This window comes from Stenotrophomonas sp. 71799_Sma, assembly GCF_056482505.1.
The window spans coordinates 1,660,671-1,675,048 of record NZ_CM151202.1; the positions used below are offsets into that span (position 1 = coordinate 1,660,671).

Sequence of the window (14,378 nt, forward strand, 5' to 3'; positions counted from 1 at the left end):
GCGGCGCGTATACTTCGCCAGGGTCGGCGCCGCATCCGCAGGGCATGCTTCCTGCAAGCGTGCCAGCCTAGGCGCAGCGGACTGCGCCGACATTGATCTGGATCAACGGTGGTGATGGCCGGCTGCGGCACACTGCCGGCACGCTTTGGGTACCCCGATGAACGCAACACCGCCGCCTGTCCTCCCCGTCGCCTCGCCCGAGTTGTGCACCGAGCAGGAAGTGACCCGCCTGGTTCACGACTTCTATGCGCGCGTGCGCGAGGAAGAGCGGCTGGGGCCGGTGTTCGGCGCGCACGTCCACGATTGGCCCGAGCACCTGGCGCAGCTGGTCGACTTCTGGTCGGCGATGCTGCGCGGCACCCGCCGGTTCAAGGGCTCGCCGATGTCCAAGCACATGGCCATCGAGCTGGACAAGGACCTGTTCGACCGCTGGCTGGTGCTGTTCCGGATCACCACCGCCGAATGCAACAACCCGCCGATGCAGGAGCTGGCCAACGACGTGGCCGCGCGCATCGGTGACACCTTCTGGAAGCGCTACCAGATGCTGCGCTGGCCGCAGGTCGGCCTGCCGGTGCTGGGGATCCCCGGCAAGGATTGATCTGGGTCAAGGCGGCGCGGGCCGCCCGGCGCGATGCTGGCGGCATGGACACGTTCTCTCCCGCCGCCGGTGGCCTGGCCTGGACCTTCGACCCCGATCTTCTGCGCCGGCACGACCGGCCGGGCCCGCGCTACACCTCGTACCCGACCGCGCCGCATTTCCATGATGGCTTCGACGCGCCGGCGCTGCGCCAGGCGATCGCCGACAGCAACCAGCTGGCCCGCGCGCTGTCGCTGTACGTGCATGTGCCGTTCTGTTCCAGCCCCTGCTTCTACTGCGGCTGCAACCGGGTGATCACCCGTGATCGCGGTCGTGGCCACAGCTACGTCTCACGCGTGCTGGCCGAGGCCGACCTGCTGGCGCCGCAGTTCGATGACGGCCGTGAAGTGATCCAGCTGCACCTGGGCGGTGGTACGCCGAACTTCCTCGATGCCGAAGCGATGACCACGCTGGTGGAAGGATTGCGCCGGCGCTTCGATTTCAGTGATTCGCCGCAGCGCGATTTCTCGATCGAACTCGATCCGCGCTTCATCGACACCCGCGACGTCGCCATGCTGGCGCGGCTGGGCTTCAACCGGGCCAGCCTGGGCGTGCAGGATTTCGATCCGCAGGTGCAGGAATCGATCAACCGCGTGCAGGGCGTGCAGCAGACGCTGGACATCCTGCGCGCCTGCCGCGACAGCGGCATGCGATCGGTCAACGTCGATCTGATCTATGGGTTGCCGGGACAGAGCCTGGAAGGCTTCGGTCGCACCCTCGAGCTGGTGCTGGCGCTGCGCCCGGACCGTCTGGCGGTCTACGGCTACGCGCATCTGCCGCATCTGTTCCGCGCGCAGAAGCAGATCGACGAAAGCCGCTTGCCGTCACCGGAAGACAAGCTGGCGCTGCTGGGCCTGGCAGTGGAGAAGCTCTCCGCGGCGGGCTACCAGTACATCGGCATGGATCACTTTGCGTTGCCGGAAGAGGATCTGTCGCGCGCACAACGCGCCGGCCAGCTGCATCGCAACTTCATGGGCTATACCACCCACGCCGATACCGATCTGCTCGGCCTGGGCGTGAGTGCGATCAGCCACATCGGTGCCACCTACAGCCAGAATCCGCGCGACCTGCCGTCGTGGGAGGACGCGGTGGACCAGGGTCAGTTGCCGGTCTGGCGCGGCGTGGCGTTGAGTGCCGACGACCGGTTGCGCGCGGAACTGATCCAGCAGCTGATGTGCCAGGGCGAGGTGGATGGCGTGCTGCTGGGGCAGCGTCACGGCGTGGATTTCGAGCAGTACTTCGCCGAGGACCTGCGTTCGGTACAGAGGCTGCAGGAAGACGGCCTGGCCGAATACCGCGATGGCGTGGTGCGCGCCAGTGAACCCGGGCGACCGCTGCTGCGGCTGCTGGCGATGTGCTTTGACCCGTATCTGCGTGCCGCGCACGAGCAACCACGTTATTCGCGGGCGATCTGAAAGCGGGACGTGCTGCGTGCGTGTGGTGCCCGGAGCCGGAATCGAACCGGCATGGGGTTGCCCCCGGCGGATTTTAAGTCCGATGCGTCTACCAGTTTCGCCATCCGGGCCTGCAGCGCGGGGCCGATTGTAGCCCACCTGCGGTTCCGCAACCGGATTGCATCATGGCCGCGGCGTGCTTAACTGTCGATCGCATTCATGTCATAGTCCCTGCCATCGTTCCCAGGGGGGGAGCCACCTGATGTCGCTGCACGCGATTGCCTATGCCAGTGAGGCCCGCGCCGATCTGCAGACAACCGATCTTGACCGCCTGCTGGCCGACGCCACGGCATTCAATCGTGTAGCCGGTGTCACCGGTGTGCTGATGTTCGACGGAGCGCGCTTCCTGCAGTATCTCGAGGGCCCGGAGGACGGCATCGATTCGGTGTTCCAGCGCATCCTCAATGCGCGCAGCCACGGGCAGCTGAAAGTGTTGTGCCGTGCCCCCGTGGTGCAGCGCGCATTTCCGCGCTGGTCGATGGGCACGCGGCGGATCGAACCGGAGCTGCTGGCACAGATCGTCGACGCCGCGTGGCCCGGCTTCCTGCTTGGCAGCGGTGGATTCGAGCGCCTGCTGCAGGCCTGGACCGGCGCAGACGGCGAACTGGAACCGGCCGCGGTGGCGTTGGGGTCCTGAGCCCGCCTTGGCGGCAGGGCGCCGGGGCCGGTAGGCTGTAGCCTTTCTGGCGCAGGTTTTCCGGAGTGGTGCAGCAGATGAGTGTGTTGGCCGAGGCCATGGCAGCGTATGTGCGATCGCATCCGTTGCGCGGGATGTGCCGATGAGTGCGCCGGTAGCGGCGGCCAGCGCACCCCGGTTTGCGGTGATCGGCCTGGGCTACGTCGGCCTGCCGTTGGCGGTGGCGTTTGGCCGGCAGTGGCCGACGTTGGGTTTCGATATCGATGCCGGTCGCATCGCCGAGCTGCGCAACGGCCAGGACCACACGCTGGAAATGGAATCCGACGAGCTGGCCAGTGCGCAGCTGCTGCAGTACGGCAGCGATCCGGCACTGCTCGATGCCTGCAACGTCTACATCGTCACCGTGCCGACCCCGATCGATGCTTACGAGCAGCCCGACCTGGAGCCCCTGCGTTCGGCGACACGGCTGATTGCCAGTCATCTTCGCGCCGGCGACCTGGTGATCTACGAGTCCACGGTCTACCCCGGTACCACCGAGGAAGTGTGCGTGCCGCTGCTGGAGCAGGGTTCGGGCCTGCGCTTCAACGAAGACTTCTATTGCGGCTACAGCCCGGAACGGGTCAGCCCCGGCGACCGCCAGCGGCGCCTGGCCGACATCCGCAAGATCACTTCCGGCTCGACACCGGAAGTTGCTGCGGTGATTGATGGTCTGTACCAGCGCATCATCGCCGCCGGTACCTTCCCGGCACCGTCGATGCGGGTGGCCGAAGCGGCCAAGGTGGTCGAGAACATCCAGCGCGACGTCAACATTGCGCTGGTCAACGAGCTGGCCCTGATCTTCGACAGGCTGGGCATCGATACCCAGGACGTACTGGACGCCGCCGGCAGCAAGTGGAATTTCCTGCCGTTCCGGCCGGGGCTGGTCGGCGGCCACTGCATCGGCGTGGACCCGTACTATCTGCTGCACAAGTCCGAGAGCGTGGGCTATCACCCGGACCTGATCCACACCGCACGACAGGTCAACAACCGCGTCGGCGAGCACGTGGCGGCGCGGGTGCTGGCGATGCTGGCCGAGCGTGGCCGTGCGCCGGCGGACGCACGCATCCTGGTGCTGGGCGTGACCTTCAAGGAGGATTGCCCGGACCTGCGCAACAGCCGCGCGCTGGAACTGGCGCAACGCCTGCGTGATGCCGGTGCGCAGGTGGAGGTCAGCGACCCCTGGGTCGGCCCGGCGGCGCTGACCGGCGAGGGCCTGGATTGGCTGGCCGATCCCGGGGCGGGGTGCTATGACGCGGTGGTGCTGGCAGTGGCCCACGCCCGTTTCAAGGCGATGGATGAATCCGCAATCCGGGGCCTGCTGGCGCCGGGAGGCCTGGTCTACGACGTGAAATCGGCCTGGCCGCGCAACGTGATTGACGATCGCTTGTAAGCCTTGGCAGCGGGTGGCGCGGTAGACTCGGGGGCAGTTGCAACCGAGGAAAGCCATGCACCGGTATATCGTCTACCTGCTCGCCATCCTGATGTTCCCGATATGCCTGTGGCTGGCCACGATCTGGCCGGCCTGGTATTGGGGCGTCGGCCTGACTGCCGCGATGGTGGCGCTGGGGACCTGGGACCTGCTGCAGAAGCGCAGCACGCTGCGCCGCAACTATCCGGTGATGGCGCACTTCCGCTACGGGCTGGAATCGATCGGCCCGGAGATCCGCCAGTACTTCGTGCAGAGCGACCTGGAAGACGTGCCGTTCTCGCGCCAGCAGCGTGCACTGATCTACCAGCGCGCCAAGAACGAGATGGACACGGTGCCGTTCGGCACCCTGCGCAGCACCTATGCGGTGGATTACGAGTGGATCAACCATTCGCTGGCACCGACCGCCATCGCCAAGCATGACTTCCGTGTGTTGATCGGCCCGAACTGTGCCAAGCCTTATTCGGCCAGCGTGTTCAACATCTCGGCGATGAGCTTCGGTTCGCTGTCGGCTAATGCCATCCGCGCGCTGAACGAAGGCGCACGCCGCGGTGGCTTCTATCACGACACCGGCGAAGGTTCGATCTCGCCCTACCACCGCGAGATGGGCGGCGACCTGGTGTGGGAGATCGGCTCGGGCTACTTCGGTTGCCGTGACGAGAAGGGCGGTTTCAGCGAGGAACGCTTCGTTGCCAATGCCACCCATGATCAGGTCAAGATGATCGAGATCAAGCTGTCGCAGGGCGCCAAGCCCGGCCACGGTGGCGTGCTGCCGGCGCCGAAGGTGACCGCCGAGATCTCGGTGACGCGTGGCGTGCCGATGGGTGTGGACTGCGTGTCACCGTCGCGTCACTCGGCGTTCTCGACGCCGGTCGAGCTGCTGCAGTTCGTTGCACGCCTGCGCGAGCTGTCCGGTGGCAAGCCGGTCGGTTTCAAGCTGGCCATCGGCCATCCATGGGAGTGGTTCGGCATTGCCAAGGCGATGCAGGAAACCGGGCTGCTGCCGGACTTCATCGTGGTCGACGGCGCCGAGGGTGGCACGGGTGCGGCACCGGCGGAGTTCGTCGACCATGTCGGCGTGCCGATGCACGAAGCGCTGCTGTTGGTGCACAACACCCTGGTCGGCCTGGATCTGCGCGATCGCATCCGCATCGGTGCGGCCGGCAAGATCACCAGCGCGTTCGACATCGCGCGGACCATCGCGCTGGGGGCTGACTGGTGCAATGCCGGCCGAGGCTTCATGTTCGCGCTGGGCTGCATCCAATCACTGAGCTGCCATACCGACAAGTGCCCGACCGGCATCGCGACCCAGGACCCTGCACGCTGGAAGCATCTGGATGCACCGGACAAGGCCACCCGTGTGTACAGCTACCACGAGCACACGCTGCACGCCCTGAAGGAGCTGCTGTGTGCGGCGGGCCTGAACGATCCTGCCGAGCTGGGGCCGGAGCACATCCTGCGCCGCGTCTCACCGGTGGAAATCCGTTCGCTGGCCTCGCTGTACCGCTACCTGGAACCAGGCGAACTGCTGCACAAGGTGCCCGACCATGCGGTGTTCCATGCGTTCTGGGCCGATGCACGCAGCGACTCGTTCCAGCCGCCGCCGAAGATCCAGGCGCTGCGCGCCAGCAAGTCGCGATAACGATTCTGTAGCGTCGAGCCATGCTCGACTGCTTTTCCACGCAGTCGAGCAAGCTCGACCCTACAAGGAGGCGTCATGCAGTTCAGGACCGGCACCATGGATGATGTGGCCAGGCTGTGGGCCCTGCGTACGCGCTGCGTGCGCGAGATCTGCAGCAGCCATTACCCTCCCGAGGTCATCGCGCCCTGGTCTGCCTCGCCGCCACCGTCGCAGTACGCGCGGCTGTTGTCGCAGGGGGGCTGCGTGGTGGCCGAGGACGGGCAGGGTGTCCTGCTCGGGTTCGGCGTGTTTGATACCGATGCCAACGAGGTTGATGCGTTGTTCGTCGATCCGGATCGCGGCGGCAAGGGCATCGGCCAGGCGCTGATGCAGCGCCTGCTGGCGATGGCCGATCGTGATCGTGAGGTAGTGCTGTCGGCCTCGCTCAACGCCGTGCCGTTCTATCAACGGCACGGGTTCATCAGCGTGCGCGAGGAGACCTATCCGCATCCCAGTGGCATGGCGCTGGCCTCGGTGAGCATGCGCCGGCCGTGGTGATGTAGCGTCGGGCTTGCTCGATGGTTTTTGTAGAGTCGAGCCATGCTCGACTGCTCTATCGCCTGAATCAAAAGCAGTCGAGCATGGCTCGACTCTACAACGCAGGTGTCACCGCGCTGCCAGCCACCCGATCACGCCTTCCGCAGCACGCAGGCCACTGGCGTAGCACGCGGTCAGCAGGTAGCCACCTGTCGGCGCCTCCCAGTCCAGCATCTCGCCGGCACAGAACACGCCGGGCACTGCCCGCAGCATCAGGCCATCATCCAGCGCATCCAGGCGCACGCCACCGGCGGTGCTGATCACCTCGGCCATCGGCCGGGGGCGCAGCAGGCGCAGGGGCAGGCGCTTGAGCGTAGCTGCCACGGCAGGCAGGTCGTTGCCCGCTTCCTTGCCCAGCATCTCGAACACCAGTGCGGCTTTCACTGCATCCAGGCCGGCCTGGCGGCGCAGGTGCTCGCCGAAGCTGCGACCCTTGCGCGGGCGTGACAGGTCGGCCAGCAGGCGTGCTTCATCGCGGCCCGGTACCAGGTCCAGCCACAGCATCGCGTGGCCATCGCGGTTGATGGTCTCGCGCAGGTCTGCGGCCAATGCGTAGATCAGGCTGCCTTCGATGCCGTACTCGCTGGCCACGCACTCGCCCTGCAGCGACTGCGGTTGTCCCGCCAGGTCCAGCCAGTGCGCGACCACCGGCTTCAACGGTGCGCCGGCATTGCGCTCGGCGAAGAACGGCGTCCAGTCCACGTCGAAACCGCAGTTGGCCGACTGCAGCGGTGCGATGTCCACGCCACGTGCCTGCAGTGGCGAGACCCAGGCGCCGTCGCTGCCCAGCTGCGGCCAGCTGCCGCCGCCCATGGCCAGCACGGCAGCATCGGCATGCACTTCAACGGCGCCGTCTTCGGTTTCAAATCGCAGGGCGCCGTCGTCGCTCCATCCGATCCAGCGGTGGTTGGCGTGCAGGCGCACACCCTGTTCTTTCAGGCGGCGCACCCAGCCGCGCAGCAGTGGGGCTGCCTTGCGGTCGACCGGGAACACGCGGCCGGAGCTGCCCACATAGGTCTCCACGCCAAAGCCGGCAGCCCAGTCGCGCAGCGCCTGCGCGTCGAAGCCGTCCAGCCAGCGTCCCACGGTAGAGGCCTGCTCGCGGTAGCGGCTGTCGAACAGCGGCCGCGGATCGGAATGGGTGAGGTTGAGCCCGCCCTTGCCGGCGATCAGGAACTTGCGGCCGGGCGAACCCTTGGCCTCGTACAGGTCCACCTGCAACCCAGCGGCGCGCAGGCGCTCGGCGGCGAACAGGCCGGCCGGGCCGCCGCCGATGACGGCGACCCGTGGAGGCGTTGCGGTATTACGGTTTGACATCGAGCAGCTCGACATCGAACACCAGCGACGAGCCGGCCGGGATCGGGCCAACCCGGCGGTCGCCGTAGCCGTAGTCCGGCGGGATCATCAGCGTGCGCTTGCCGCCGACCTTCATGCCGGCCACGCCCTCATCCCAGCCGCGGATGACCTGGCCGGCGCCGAGCGCAAAGGTGAACGGTTCGCCACGGCTGACCGAGCTGTCGAAGGTCTTGCCGTGCTTGGTTTCGGTGCGGTTGTCGTAGATCCAGCCGGTGTAGTGCACGGTGACCTTGTTGCCGGCAATGGCTTCGGTGCCGGTGCCCGGGACGGTATCGATGCGCTCGAAGGTGGTCAGGGTGCCACCCGGCGGTGGGCCGGACGGTTCGGTCGAGCAGCCAACGGCGGCGAGGGACAGCAGCAGGGGAAGCAGCAGGCGGCGCATCGGGCGACTCCGGAAGGGCGCAGGGCAAGGGCGGCAAGGGTAGCGCATCGGCGCCGGGTATCATGGGGGCATGGCAAAACTCCTGCTCAATCTGCGCAATGTCGGCGACGACGAATATGCCGATGTCTGCACGCTGCTCGACCAGCACGGCATCGCCTGGTATCGCACCGAACCCAGCCCGTGGGGCATCTCCAATGGTGGCCTGTGGCTGCGCGAGGACGCCGATCATCCGCGTGCAAAGGCGCTGATGGCGGAGTACCAGGCCGAACGCGGGCCGCGCATCCGTGCCGAGCGCGAGCAGGCCTTGCGCGAGGGGACGGCGGAGACCTTCGGCAGCCTGTTCCGGCGCCGGCCGGCATATGTGGTGCTGGTGCTGCTGGCGATGGCCGGTGCGGCGGCGCTGGTGCTGCTGCCGTTCGTGCTGTTGCGGGGGTAAGGGGGGCTTCTGGCCGGGTTGCACCCGGCACCCGCCGATGCCAGGGCAACTACAACAGCAACTACAACAGCAACAGCAGGCAATCCGTGGTGGGCAGGGCGGTGTGGGCAGGCGGGACACGCCGTAAACCCGTCCATGGGGGCTCGATGGCGCCATCCATGGCGCCAACGGTCCCGCCTGCCCACACCGCCCTGCCTCTGACAAGTTCTGGGTACCTGCCGGGGGTCGGATTCCTCTGCCGCGCAGAGGGCTCTGACCCCCTGAATCTGTCTGTGTGGGCGGGAGGCGCTAAAATGGCGGCATGATCGCCAATACCGCTGCCTACCATTTCGCCGTCATCGACGCCCCCCAGGCCCTGTGCGACCAGCTGCTGGCGCGTGCCGAGGCGGCGCAGCTGCGCGGCACGATCCTGGTGGCGGGCGAGGGGTTGAACCTGTTCCTGGCGGGTGCGCCGGAGGCGGTCGAAAGTTTCTATGCCGCGCTGCATGCCGATGCGCGCTTTGCCGATATGCGGGTCAAGACCAGCCTGAGCGAGCATCAGCCGTTCGCGCGGCTGAAGGCCAAGGTGAAGGACGAGATCATCAGCTTCCGCCGTGATGACGGCCAGCCGCTGGAGTATCCGCGTGCACCGGCGGTCGATCCGGCTACCGTGCAGCGCTGGTTGCGGCAGGGGCATGATGACGCCGGCAAGCCGGTGGTGATGCTTGATACGCGCAACCAGCAGGAAGTGGAGTACGGCACCTTCAAGGATGCGCTGGTGCTGCCCATCCACAAGTTCACCAACCTGCCCGAGGCATTGGCGCCGCACCGCGAAGCGCTGAAGGACAGCACCGTGGTCAGTTTCTGCACCGGCGGCATCCGCTGCGAGAAGGCCGCGCTGTGGATGGTCAACGATGGCATGGACAATGTGCTGCAGCTCGACGGCGGCATCCTCGGCTACTTCGAGGAGGTGGGCGGCGAAGGTTACGAAGGCCGCTGCTTCGTGTTCGACGAGCGCGTAGCGCTGGATGCCGAGCTGAAGCCTATGGTCGACCAGCCGCTGCCGGAGCCGCGCCCCAGCGCGTTCTAAGCCGGGACGTCGATTCCCCGGTAGAGCCGGCCGCTGGCCGGCTGCCAGGGCAGGTTGCCTGCCGGCCAGCGGCCGGCACTACCGGATCAGCGCGGTCAGCCCTGAACCCGTCCCACGGGAATCAGCATCCCGCCACCGTCACTGGCCGCCGCGCCCGACCGACCCCATGCATGGGGGATCCTGTGACGGAAAACTGCTGATGATCCCGTTGTCGATCCTTGACCTGGCCCCGGTCTGCGAGGGCAGTGACACCACCGCTGCCTTCGCCAACATGCTGGAACTGGCCCAGCACGCCGATGCGCTGGGCTACCGCCGCTACTGGCTGGCCGAACACCACAACATGCCCGGCATCGCCAGCGCGGCCACCGCCGTGCTGATCGGTCACGTGGCAGGTGGCACAAAGCGCATCCGCGTCGGTGCCGGCGGCATCATGCTGCCCAACCATGCGCCGCTGCAGGTGGCCGAGCAGTTCGGCACGCTCGCCTCGCTGTATCCGGACCGCATCGACCTCGGCCTGGGCCGTGCACCGGGCACCGATCAGCCGACCGCGCGTGCACTGCGCCGCTATTTCGACAGCGCCGACCAGTTCCCGCAGGACGTGCGCGAGCTGCTGCATTACTTCGAACCGGTACAGCCCGGGCAGGCGGTGCAGGCGGTTCCGGGTGGTGGCCTGCGGGTGCCGACCTGGATCCTCGGTTCCAGCCTGTTCGGTGCGCGCATGGCCGCGTCGATGGGCCTGCCATACGCGTTCGCCTCGCACTTCGCACCGGACGTGATGGACGAAGCGCTGGCGGTATACCGACGCGAGTTCCGCCCCTCGGCCACGCTGAAGCAGCCGCACGCGATGCTGGCCCTGAACGTCGTTGCCAGCGACAGCGAAGCTGAATCGCGGCGCCTGTTCACCAGCCAGCAGCAGAGTTTCGTGAACCTGCGTCGTGGCCGACCGGGCAAGATTCCGGCACCCATCGACGACATCGAGTCCTTCTGGGAGCCGCACGAAAAAGTGGGCGTGGAGCGGGCACTGGCCTGCACCGTGCTGGGGGATCCGCAGCAGGTGGCGGAAGGCATCGCCGCGTTTGTCGAGCGCCACAAGCCGGACGAGCTGATGCTCACCGCCAACCTGTATGACCACCGTGCGCGCCTGCGCTCGTTCGAACTGGCGATGCAGGCCTGGCACGCCCGCCACGCGGGCTGAACAATTGCGTCACGGCCCATTGCGGCCGAACCGCGTCTGATGGGGGCTCATATCGAAGGAGCCCCCACATGGCCGACACCCGCGCCGAACACATTGCCCAACTGGCAGAACTGATCAAGGACGTGGAGGTGGCGATGTTTACCACCACCGGCGTCGACGGCCGCCTCTACAGCCGGCCGCTGGCCACCCAGCAGGTCACCTTCGACGGTGATCTGTGGTTCGTCATCACTGCCGACAGCCCGAAGGTGGCCGAGATTGCGCTCGACCCGCGCGTCAACGTGGCCTATGCCTCGCCATCGAAGAACACCTATGTGTCGTTGGCCGGGCGCGCGCGCGTGGTTGATGATCGCGCGAAGATCGAGGAACTGTGGTCGCCAGCGATGAAGCTGTTCTTCCCGGGCGGCAAGGACGACCCGAACCTGCGCCTGATCCAGGTGCGCGCCGACTCGGCCGAGTACTGGGATGGACCGGGCACGCTGCTGGGCACAGCGCTGAGTTTCGTACTGTCAGCCGTGCAGGACGAACCGGCGGCGTTGGCCGACAACGGATTCATCGACCTTCGATGATGGCCGATGTCCGGTATTGGTAGTGCCGGCTGCTGGCCGGCAAACCTGGAAACGTGGCAGCCGGCCAGCGGCCGGCTCTACCGGATTCCGGATCAGAACCAGCGCTGGAACAGCTCCACCGTATAACCCACCAGCTGCCCCGAACTGAAACCGAAGAAGGCGATCGCTGCCACGGCGGCGATCCAGTTGAACAGCATCAGCGCGCCATCGCGTTCCAGCAGCGCCAGCGAGAACAGCAGCAGCTGGAAGCCGAACAGGAAATTGGTGAAGGGAATCGGCAACGACAGCAGCAGGCCCAGCAGCACCAGCAGCAGGCCGGTGAAGGCGTGCGCCATCAGCGGTGTCAGCAGTTGCGGCAGGCGGGGTTTCAGCATCTTGTCCAGGCGCCGCAGCGGGCGGTCGATGCGGTCCAGGAAACGATGCATGGTGCCGCGCTTCGGCCCGCGGCGGGCAATGAAGCCGGGCAGCCAGGGCCGGCGCAGGCAGAACAGCATCTGCAGGCCGATCAGGACCACCAGTGGGCCGCTGACCGCGCCGCCCATGCCCGGGATCGGGATGAACGACGGCAGGATCGCCACGAACAGGAACACGCCGAACGCGCTCTGCTGCAGGTTGCCGAGGATCTGGCCCAGCGGCATGTGCTCGGCGGGATCGCCAGAGGCGAACATCTCCAGCAGGGTACGGATGCCCTCGTTGCGGTAGGCCGGGCGTTCGTCGCCCGGACCCTTGCCGGCCTCAGGCGGTGAGCTCATCGGCCTGCTCGTCGGACAACGTGCGCAGCAGCAGCTTGTCCACCCGTGCACCATCCAGGTCGACCACCTCGAAGCGCCAGCCGGCCCAGTCGAAGTACTCGCCCGCGTGCGGGATGCGGCCGAAGTAGTGGATGCACATGCCGGCCAGCGTGTAGTAATCGCCATCCTCGGCATCGGGCAGATCGTTGCTGCCGATCAGCTCGCGCAGGTCCTCGATCGGCAGCGAGCCGTCCACCAGCAGCGAACCGTCTTCGCGGGTCACCACCAACGCATCTTCGTCGGCGTTCTCCACCGCCTGCAGGCGGCCGACCACCGCGCCCATCAGGTCGCTGATGGTCACCAGGCCCTGGATTTCGCCGTACTCGTCCACCACCAGCGCCATCGACTGCTGTTCCTCGCGGAAGATCTCCAGCAGCTTCATCGCGTGGGTGGATTCAGACACGTACAGCGGTTCGCGCAGGGTCTGGAACAGCGCGTTGTCGCCGCGCGCCATGCGTGTGGCCAGCGATTTCAGTTCAAGCACGCCGACCACGTCCATGTCGTTGTCGCGCAGCACCGGGTAGCGCGAGAACTCGTGCTCGGCCATGATTTCCAGGTTGCGCTCCAGCCCAGCCTGAGTATCCAGCCAGGCGATACGGTTGCGCGGGGTCATCAGGCTGTCGGCGGTGCGGTCGCCCAGGCGCATGACGCGGTTCATCATGTCGCGCTCGTGGGCGTCGATCACACCGGCCTCGTGGCTCTCGGCCACCAGCATGCGGATCTCTTCTTCAGTCACCGAGGCGACTTCATCCTTGCCCAGGCCGAACAGGCGCAGCACCAGCTGGGTGGTCTTGGACAGCAGCCAGACGAAGGGCAGGGCCAGCTTGGCCAGCCAGCTCATCGGCATCGCCACCAGGCCGGCAATGGCCTCCGAGCGGGTCAGTGCCAGGCGCTTGGGCACCAGTTCGCCGAAGATCAGCGTGATGAAGGTGATCAGGCTGACCGCCAGCGTGGTACCGACGTTGCCGGCGTAGGCAAAGCCCGGCATCAGGCCCTGGATCCAGCCGGCGAAGGCTTCACCCAGTGCTTCACCACCGAGGTAGCCGGTCAGCACGCCGATCACGGTGATGCCGATCTGCACAGTGGACAGGAAGCTCTCCGGCTTCTCCGACAGCTCCAGCGCCTTGGCGGCACGCTTGGAGGTGGCGGCCATCTGCTTCAGGCGGCTCTTGCGCGAGGTCATGACCGACATCTCGGACATGGCGAAGAAGCCGTTCAGCAGAACGAGCGCGAAGACAATCAGGATCATTTCAAACACGGGCGTCGTCCCCGGTTGGTGGCAGGGAGGGCGGGTGCTTGCGATGGCGGCTGGCGCTCAGGAACAGGGTCCGGCGCGGCGCAGGGGGGTAAGGGTCGTCGTCCATAAGGTGCGCCCGAAGGCGCGCTGGCATCTTAGCAAAGGGGCGTGGCAGGGTGGCAACCGCCTGTTCAGGTTGGGGCTTCCAGAGCCCCGGAAGGGGGCAGGGATACCCGTGATGGTCATCTAGCCGTCATAATTCCGTCTGGTGCCGTCCTTCCCGCGACGGCTGACAGGTTTCTCAATGTTCTCTCTGCAGACCATTTTCGGTTCCGGCAAACAGTTCTACACCCTGCTCGATGAGGCTGCCGTCGCGGCTTCCGACGCCGCCAAGGCGCTGCATTCCATGCTGCGCGAGGCCGACCGCCAGCCCGCGCTGGACGCGTTCAAGCTGGCCCGCCTGCGCGAACGCGCGGCCTCGGACAAGATCAGCCAGGCGCTGGTGGACAGCTTCATGACCCCGATCGAGCGCGAAGACATCGAAGCGCTGGGCTCGGCGCTGTACAAGATTCCGAAGCAGATCGAGAAGTTCGCCGATCGCTATTCGCTGGCCACGACCCACCTGGAGCACATCGACTTCGCGCCGCGCGCGGCGATGCTGGAACAGGCTGCCGGCGTGGTGGTGGAGATGGTGGCCGACCTGCGCCACATGAACCTGGACCGGATGACCGCTCTCAACGAGAAGCTGCGTTCGCTGGAGAACGAGGCCGACCGCCTGATGCTCGAGCTGTACCGCGACATCTACTCGGGCCGCCTGGACAACCTGCAGATGTTCCTGCTGAAGGAATTCTTCGAGATCCTGGAAAAGGCCATCGACCGCTGCCGCGAGGCCGGCGTGGTGGCGTACCAGATCGTGTTGAAGAACAGCTGACGGA

15 protein-coding genes and 1 tRNA gene are annotated in these 14,378 nt (G+C 66.6%); 11 read left to right on the plus strand and 5 right to left on the minus strand.

All coding sequences use genetic code 11. The annotated features are described in order from the left end of the window. The first annotated feature begins 157 nt into the window (after positions 1-157). Positions 158-598: a group III truncated hemoglobin gene (locus tag ACZK4Z_RS07720; protein ID WP_049399954.1), complete on the plus strand. Its 441-nt coding sequence runs from the start codon at positions 158-160 to the stop codon at positions 596-598. Positions 599-642: 44 nt separating this feature from the next. After that, positions 643-2,052 (plus strand): oxygen-independent coproporphyrinogen III oxidase, encoded by a 1,410-nt coding sequence (hemN, locus tag ACZK4Z_RS07725; RefSeq protein ID WP_478451310.1) that lies wholly within the window; start codon positions 643-645, stop codon positions 2,050-2,052. A gap of 23 nt (positions 2,053-2,075) precedes the next feature. Here the strand turns inward: hemN and ACZK4Z_RS07730 are convergent. Continuing rightward, positions 2,076-2,162: transfer RNA gene (locus ACZK4Z_RS07730), tRNA-Leu, on the minus strand. A 131-nt stretch (positions 2,163-2,293) separates the two neighbouring features. Here ACZK4Z_RS07730 and ACZK4Z_RS07735 point away from each other — a divergent pair. From ACZK4Z_RS07735 to ACZK4Z_RS07750, 4 genes are all read left to right on the plus strand, one after another. Then, positions 2,294-2,728, plus strand: a complete 435-nt coding sequence (locus tag ACZK4Z_RS07735) for a BLUF domain-containing protein (protein ID WP_032128935.1) — start codon at positions 2,294-2,296, stop codon at positions 2,726-2,728. Between the two features lie 142 nt (positions 2,729-2,870). Further along, positions 2,871-4,157 carry a nucleotide sugar dehydrogenase gene (locus tag ACZK4Z_RS07740; RefSeq protein WP_293792576.1) on the plus strand — a complete coding sequence of 429 codons (1,287 nt, stop codon included), beginning with the start codon at positions 2,871-2,873 and terminating at the stop codon, positions 4,155-4,157. A 55-nt stretch (positions 4,158-4,212) separates the two neighbouring features. Continuing rightward, positions 4,213-5,835: an FMN-binding glutamate synthase family protein gene (locus ACZK4Z_RS07745; RefSeq protein WP_049420983.1), complete on the plus strand. Its 1,623-nt coding sequence runs from the start codon at positions 4,213-4,215 to the stop codon at positions 5,833-5,835. Between the two features lie 75 nt (positions 5,836-5,910). Continuing rightward, entirely contained in the window at positions 5,911-6,372 is a 462-nt protein-coding gene (locus tag ACZK4Z_RS07750) for a GNAT family N-acetyltransferase (RefSeq protein WP_478451311.1), read from the plus strand. Positions 6,373-6,480: 108 nt separating this feature from the next. On the opposite strand, the gene ACZK4Z_RS07755 is transcribed toward ACZK4Z_RS07750, so the two are convergent. Continuing rightward, positions 6,481-7,728 (minus strand): TIGR03862 family flavoprotein, encoded by a 1,248-nt coding sequence (locus ACZK4Z_RS07755; protein ID WP_478451313.1) that lies wholly within the window; start codon positions 7,726-7,728, stop codon positions 6,481-6,483. Continuing rightward, the gene (locus ACZK4Z_RS07760) at positions 7,715-8,149 is read right to left on the minus strand and encodes an FKBP-type peptidyl-prolyl cis-trans isomerase (protein ID WP_478451314.1); all 435 of its coding nucleotides are present in this window, start codon (positions 8,147-8,149) and stop codon (positions 7,715-7,717) included. The genes ACZK4Z_RS07755 and ACZK4Z_RS07760 overlap by 14 nt, the downstream gene beginning before the upstream one ends. 70 nt (positions 8,150-8,219) lie before the next feature. Here ACZK4Z_RS07760 and ACZK4Z_RS07765 point away from each other — a divergent pair, with 70 nt between their 5' ends. The 4 genes from ACZK4Z_RS07765 to ACZK4Z_RS07780 all read left to right on the plus strand — a co-directional run bounded on the left by ACZK4Z_RS07765 (position 8,220) and on the right by ACZK4Z_RS07780 (position 11,415). Beyond that, complete coding sequence (locus tag ACZK4Z_RS07765) at positions 8,220-8,585, plus strand: DUF6164 family protein (protein ID WP_094000077.1); 366 nt, start codon at positions 8,220-8,222, stop codon at positions 8,583-8,585. A 301-nt stretch (positions 8,586-8,886) separates the two neighbouring features. Beyond that, complete coding sequence (locus tag ACZK4Z_RS07770) at positions 8,887-9,654, plus strand: sulfurtransferase (RefSeq protein WP_478451316.1); 768 nt, start codon at positions 8,887-8,889, stop codon at positions 9,652-9,654. Positions 9,655-9,853: 199 nt separating this feature from the next. Further along, positions 9,854-10,849, plus strand: a complete 996-nt coding sequence (locus tag ACZK4Z_RS07775) for an LLM class flavin-dependent oxidoreductase (protein ID WP_049400370.1) — start codon at positions 9,854-9,856, stop codon at positions 10,847-10,849. A gap of 68 nt (positions 10,850-10,917) precedes the next feature. Further along, on the plus strand, positions 10,918-11,415 hold the full coding sequence (locus tag ACZK4Z_RS07780; protein ID WP_478451317.1) for a pyridoxamine 5'-phosphate oxidase family protein: 498 nt from the start codon (positions 10,918-10,920) through the stop codon (positions 11,413-11,415). Between the two features lie 92 nt (positions 11,416-11,507). Here ACZK4Z_RS07780 and ACZK4Z_RS07785 read toward each other — a convergent pair whose 3' ends face one another. Both ACZK4Z_RS07785 and ACZK4Z_RS07790 read right to left on the minus strand, forming a co-directional pair. Then, a complete protein-coding gene (locus ACZK4Z_RS07785; protein WP_043034336.1) occupies positions 11,508-12,167 on the minus strand; it encodes an exopolysaccharide biosynthesis protein in 660 nt (219 codons plus the stop codon). Next, positions 12,151-13,455: a hemolysin family protein gene (locus ACZK4Z_RS07790; protein ID WP_049462710.1), complete on the minus strand. Its 1,305-nt coding sequence runs from the start codon at positions 13,453-13,455 to the stop codon at positions 12,151-12,153. Before ACZK4Z_RS07790 ends, ACZK4Z_RS07785 begins: the two co-directional genes overlap by 17 nt. 292 nt (positions 13,456-13,747) lie before the next feature. Here ACZK4Z_RS07790 and ACZK4Z_RS07795 point away from each other — a divergent pair, with 292 nt between their 5' ends. Beyond that, positions 13,748-14,374 carry a DUF47 domain-containing protein gene (locus ACZK4Z_RS07795; protein ID WP_004152833.1) on the plus strand — a complete coding sequence of 209 codons (627 nt, stop codon included), beginning with the start codon at positions 13,748-13,750 and terminating at the stop codon, positions 14,372-14,374. The last annotated feature ends 4 nt before the right edge of the window (positions 14,375-14,378 follow it).

What these genes read in the sequence shown, in the direction of transcription:
- ACZK4Z_RS07735 (WP_032128935.1), top strand. Translation starts at nt 2,294, where the DNA reads ATGTCGCTGCACGCGATTGCCTATGCCAGTGAGGCCCGCGCCGATCTG.
- ACZK4Z_RS07755 (WP_478451313.1), bottom strand. Translation starts at nt 7,728, where the DNA reads ATGTCAAACCGTAATACCGCAACGCCTCCACGGGTCGCCGTCATCGGC.
- hemN (WP_478451310.1), top strand. Translation starts at nt 643, where the DNA reads ATGGACACGTTCTCTCCCGCCGCCGGTGGCCTGGCCTGGACCTTCGAC.
- ACZK4Z_RS07760 (WP_478451314.1), bottom strand. Translation starts at nt 8,149, where the DNA reads ATGCGCCGCCTGCTGCTTCCCCTGCTGCTGTCCCTCGCCGCCGTTGGC.
- ACZK4Z_RS07785 (WP_043034336.1), bottom strand. Translation starts at nt 12,167, where the DNA reads ATGAGCTCACCGCCTGAGGCCGGCAAGGGTCCGGGCGACGAACGCCCG.
- ACZK4Z_RS07745 (WP_049420983.1), top strand. Translation starts at nt 4,213, where the DNA reads ATGCACCGGTATATCGTCTACCTGCTCGCCATCCTGATGTTCCCGATA.
- ACZK4Z_RS07775 (WP_049400370.1), top strand. Translation starts at nt 9,854, where the DNA reads ATGATCCCGTTGTCGATCCTTGACCTGGCCCCGGTCTGCGAGGGCAGT.
- ACZK4Z_RS07750 (WP_478451311.1), top strand. Translation starts at nt 5,911, where the DNA reads ATGCAGTTCAGGACCGGCACCATGGATGATGTGGCCAGGCTGTGGGCC.
- ACZK4Z_RS07780 (WP_478451317.1), top strand. Translation starts at nt 10,918, where the DNA reads ATGGCCGACACCCGCGCCGAACACATTGCCCAACTGGCAGAACTGATC.
- ACZK4Z_RS07790 (WP_049462710.1), bottom strand. Translation starts at nt 13,455, where the DNA reads ATGATCCTGATTGTCTTCGCGCTCGTTCTGCTGAACGGCTTCTTCGCC.
- ACZK4Z_RS07765 (WP_094000077.1), top strand. Translation starts at nt 8,220, where the DNA reads ATGGCAAAACTCCTGCTCAATCTGCGCAATGTCGGCGACGACGAATAT.
- ACZK4Z_RS07720 (WP_049399954.1), top strand. Translation starts at nt 158, where the DNA reads ATGAACGCAACACCGCCGCCTGTCCTCCCCGTCGCCTCGCCCGAGTTG.
- ACZK4Z_RS07740 (WP_293792576.1), top strand. Translation starts at nt 2,871, where the DNA reads ATGAGTGCGCCGGTAGCGGCGGCCAGCGCACCCCGGTTTGCGGTGATC.
- ACZK4Z_RS07795 (WP_004152833.1), top strand. Translation starts at nt 13,748, where the DNA reads ATGTTCTCTCTGCAGACCATTTTCGGTTCCGGCAAACAGTTCTACACC.
- ACZK4Z_RS07770 (WP_478451316.1), top strand. Translation starts at nt 8,887, where the DNA reads ATGATCGCCAATACCGCTGCCTACCATTTCGCCGTCATCGACGCCCCC.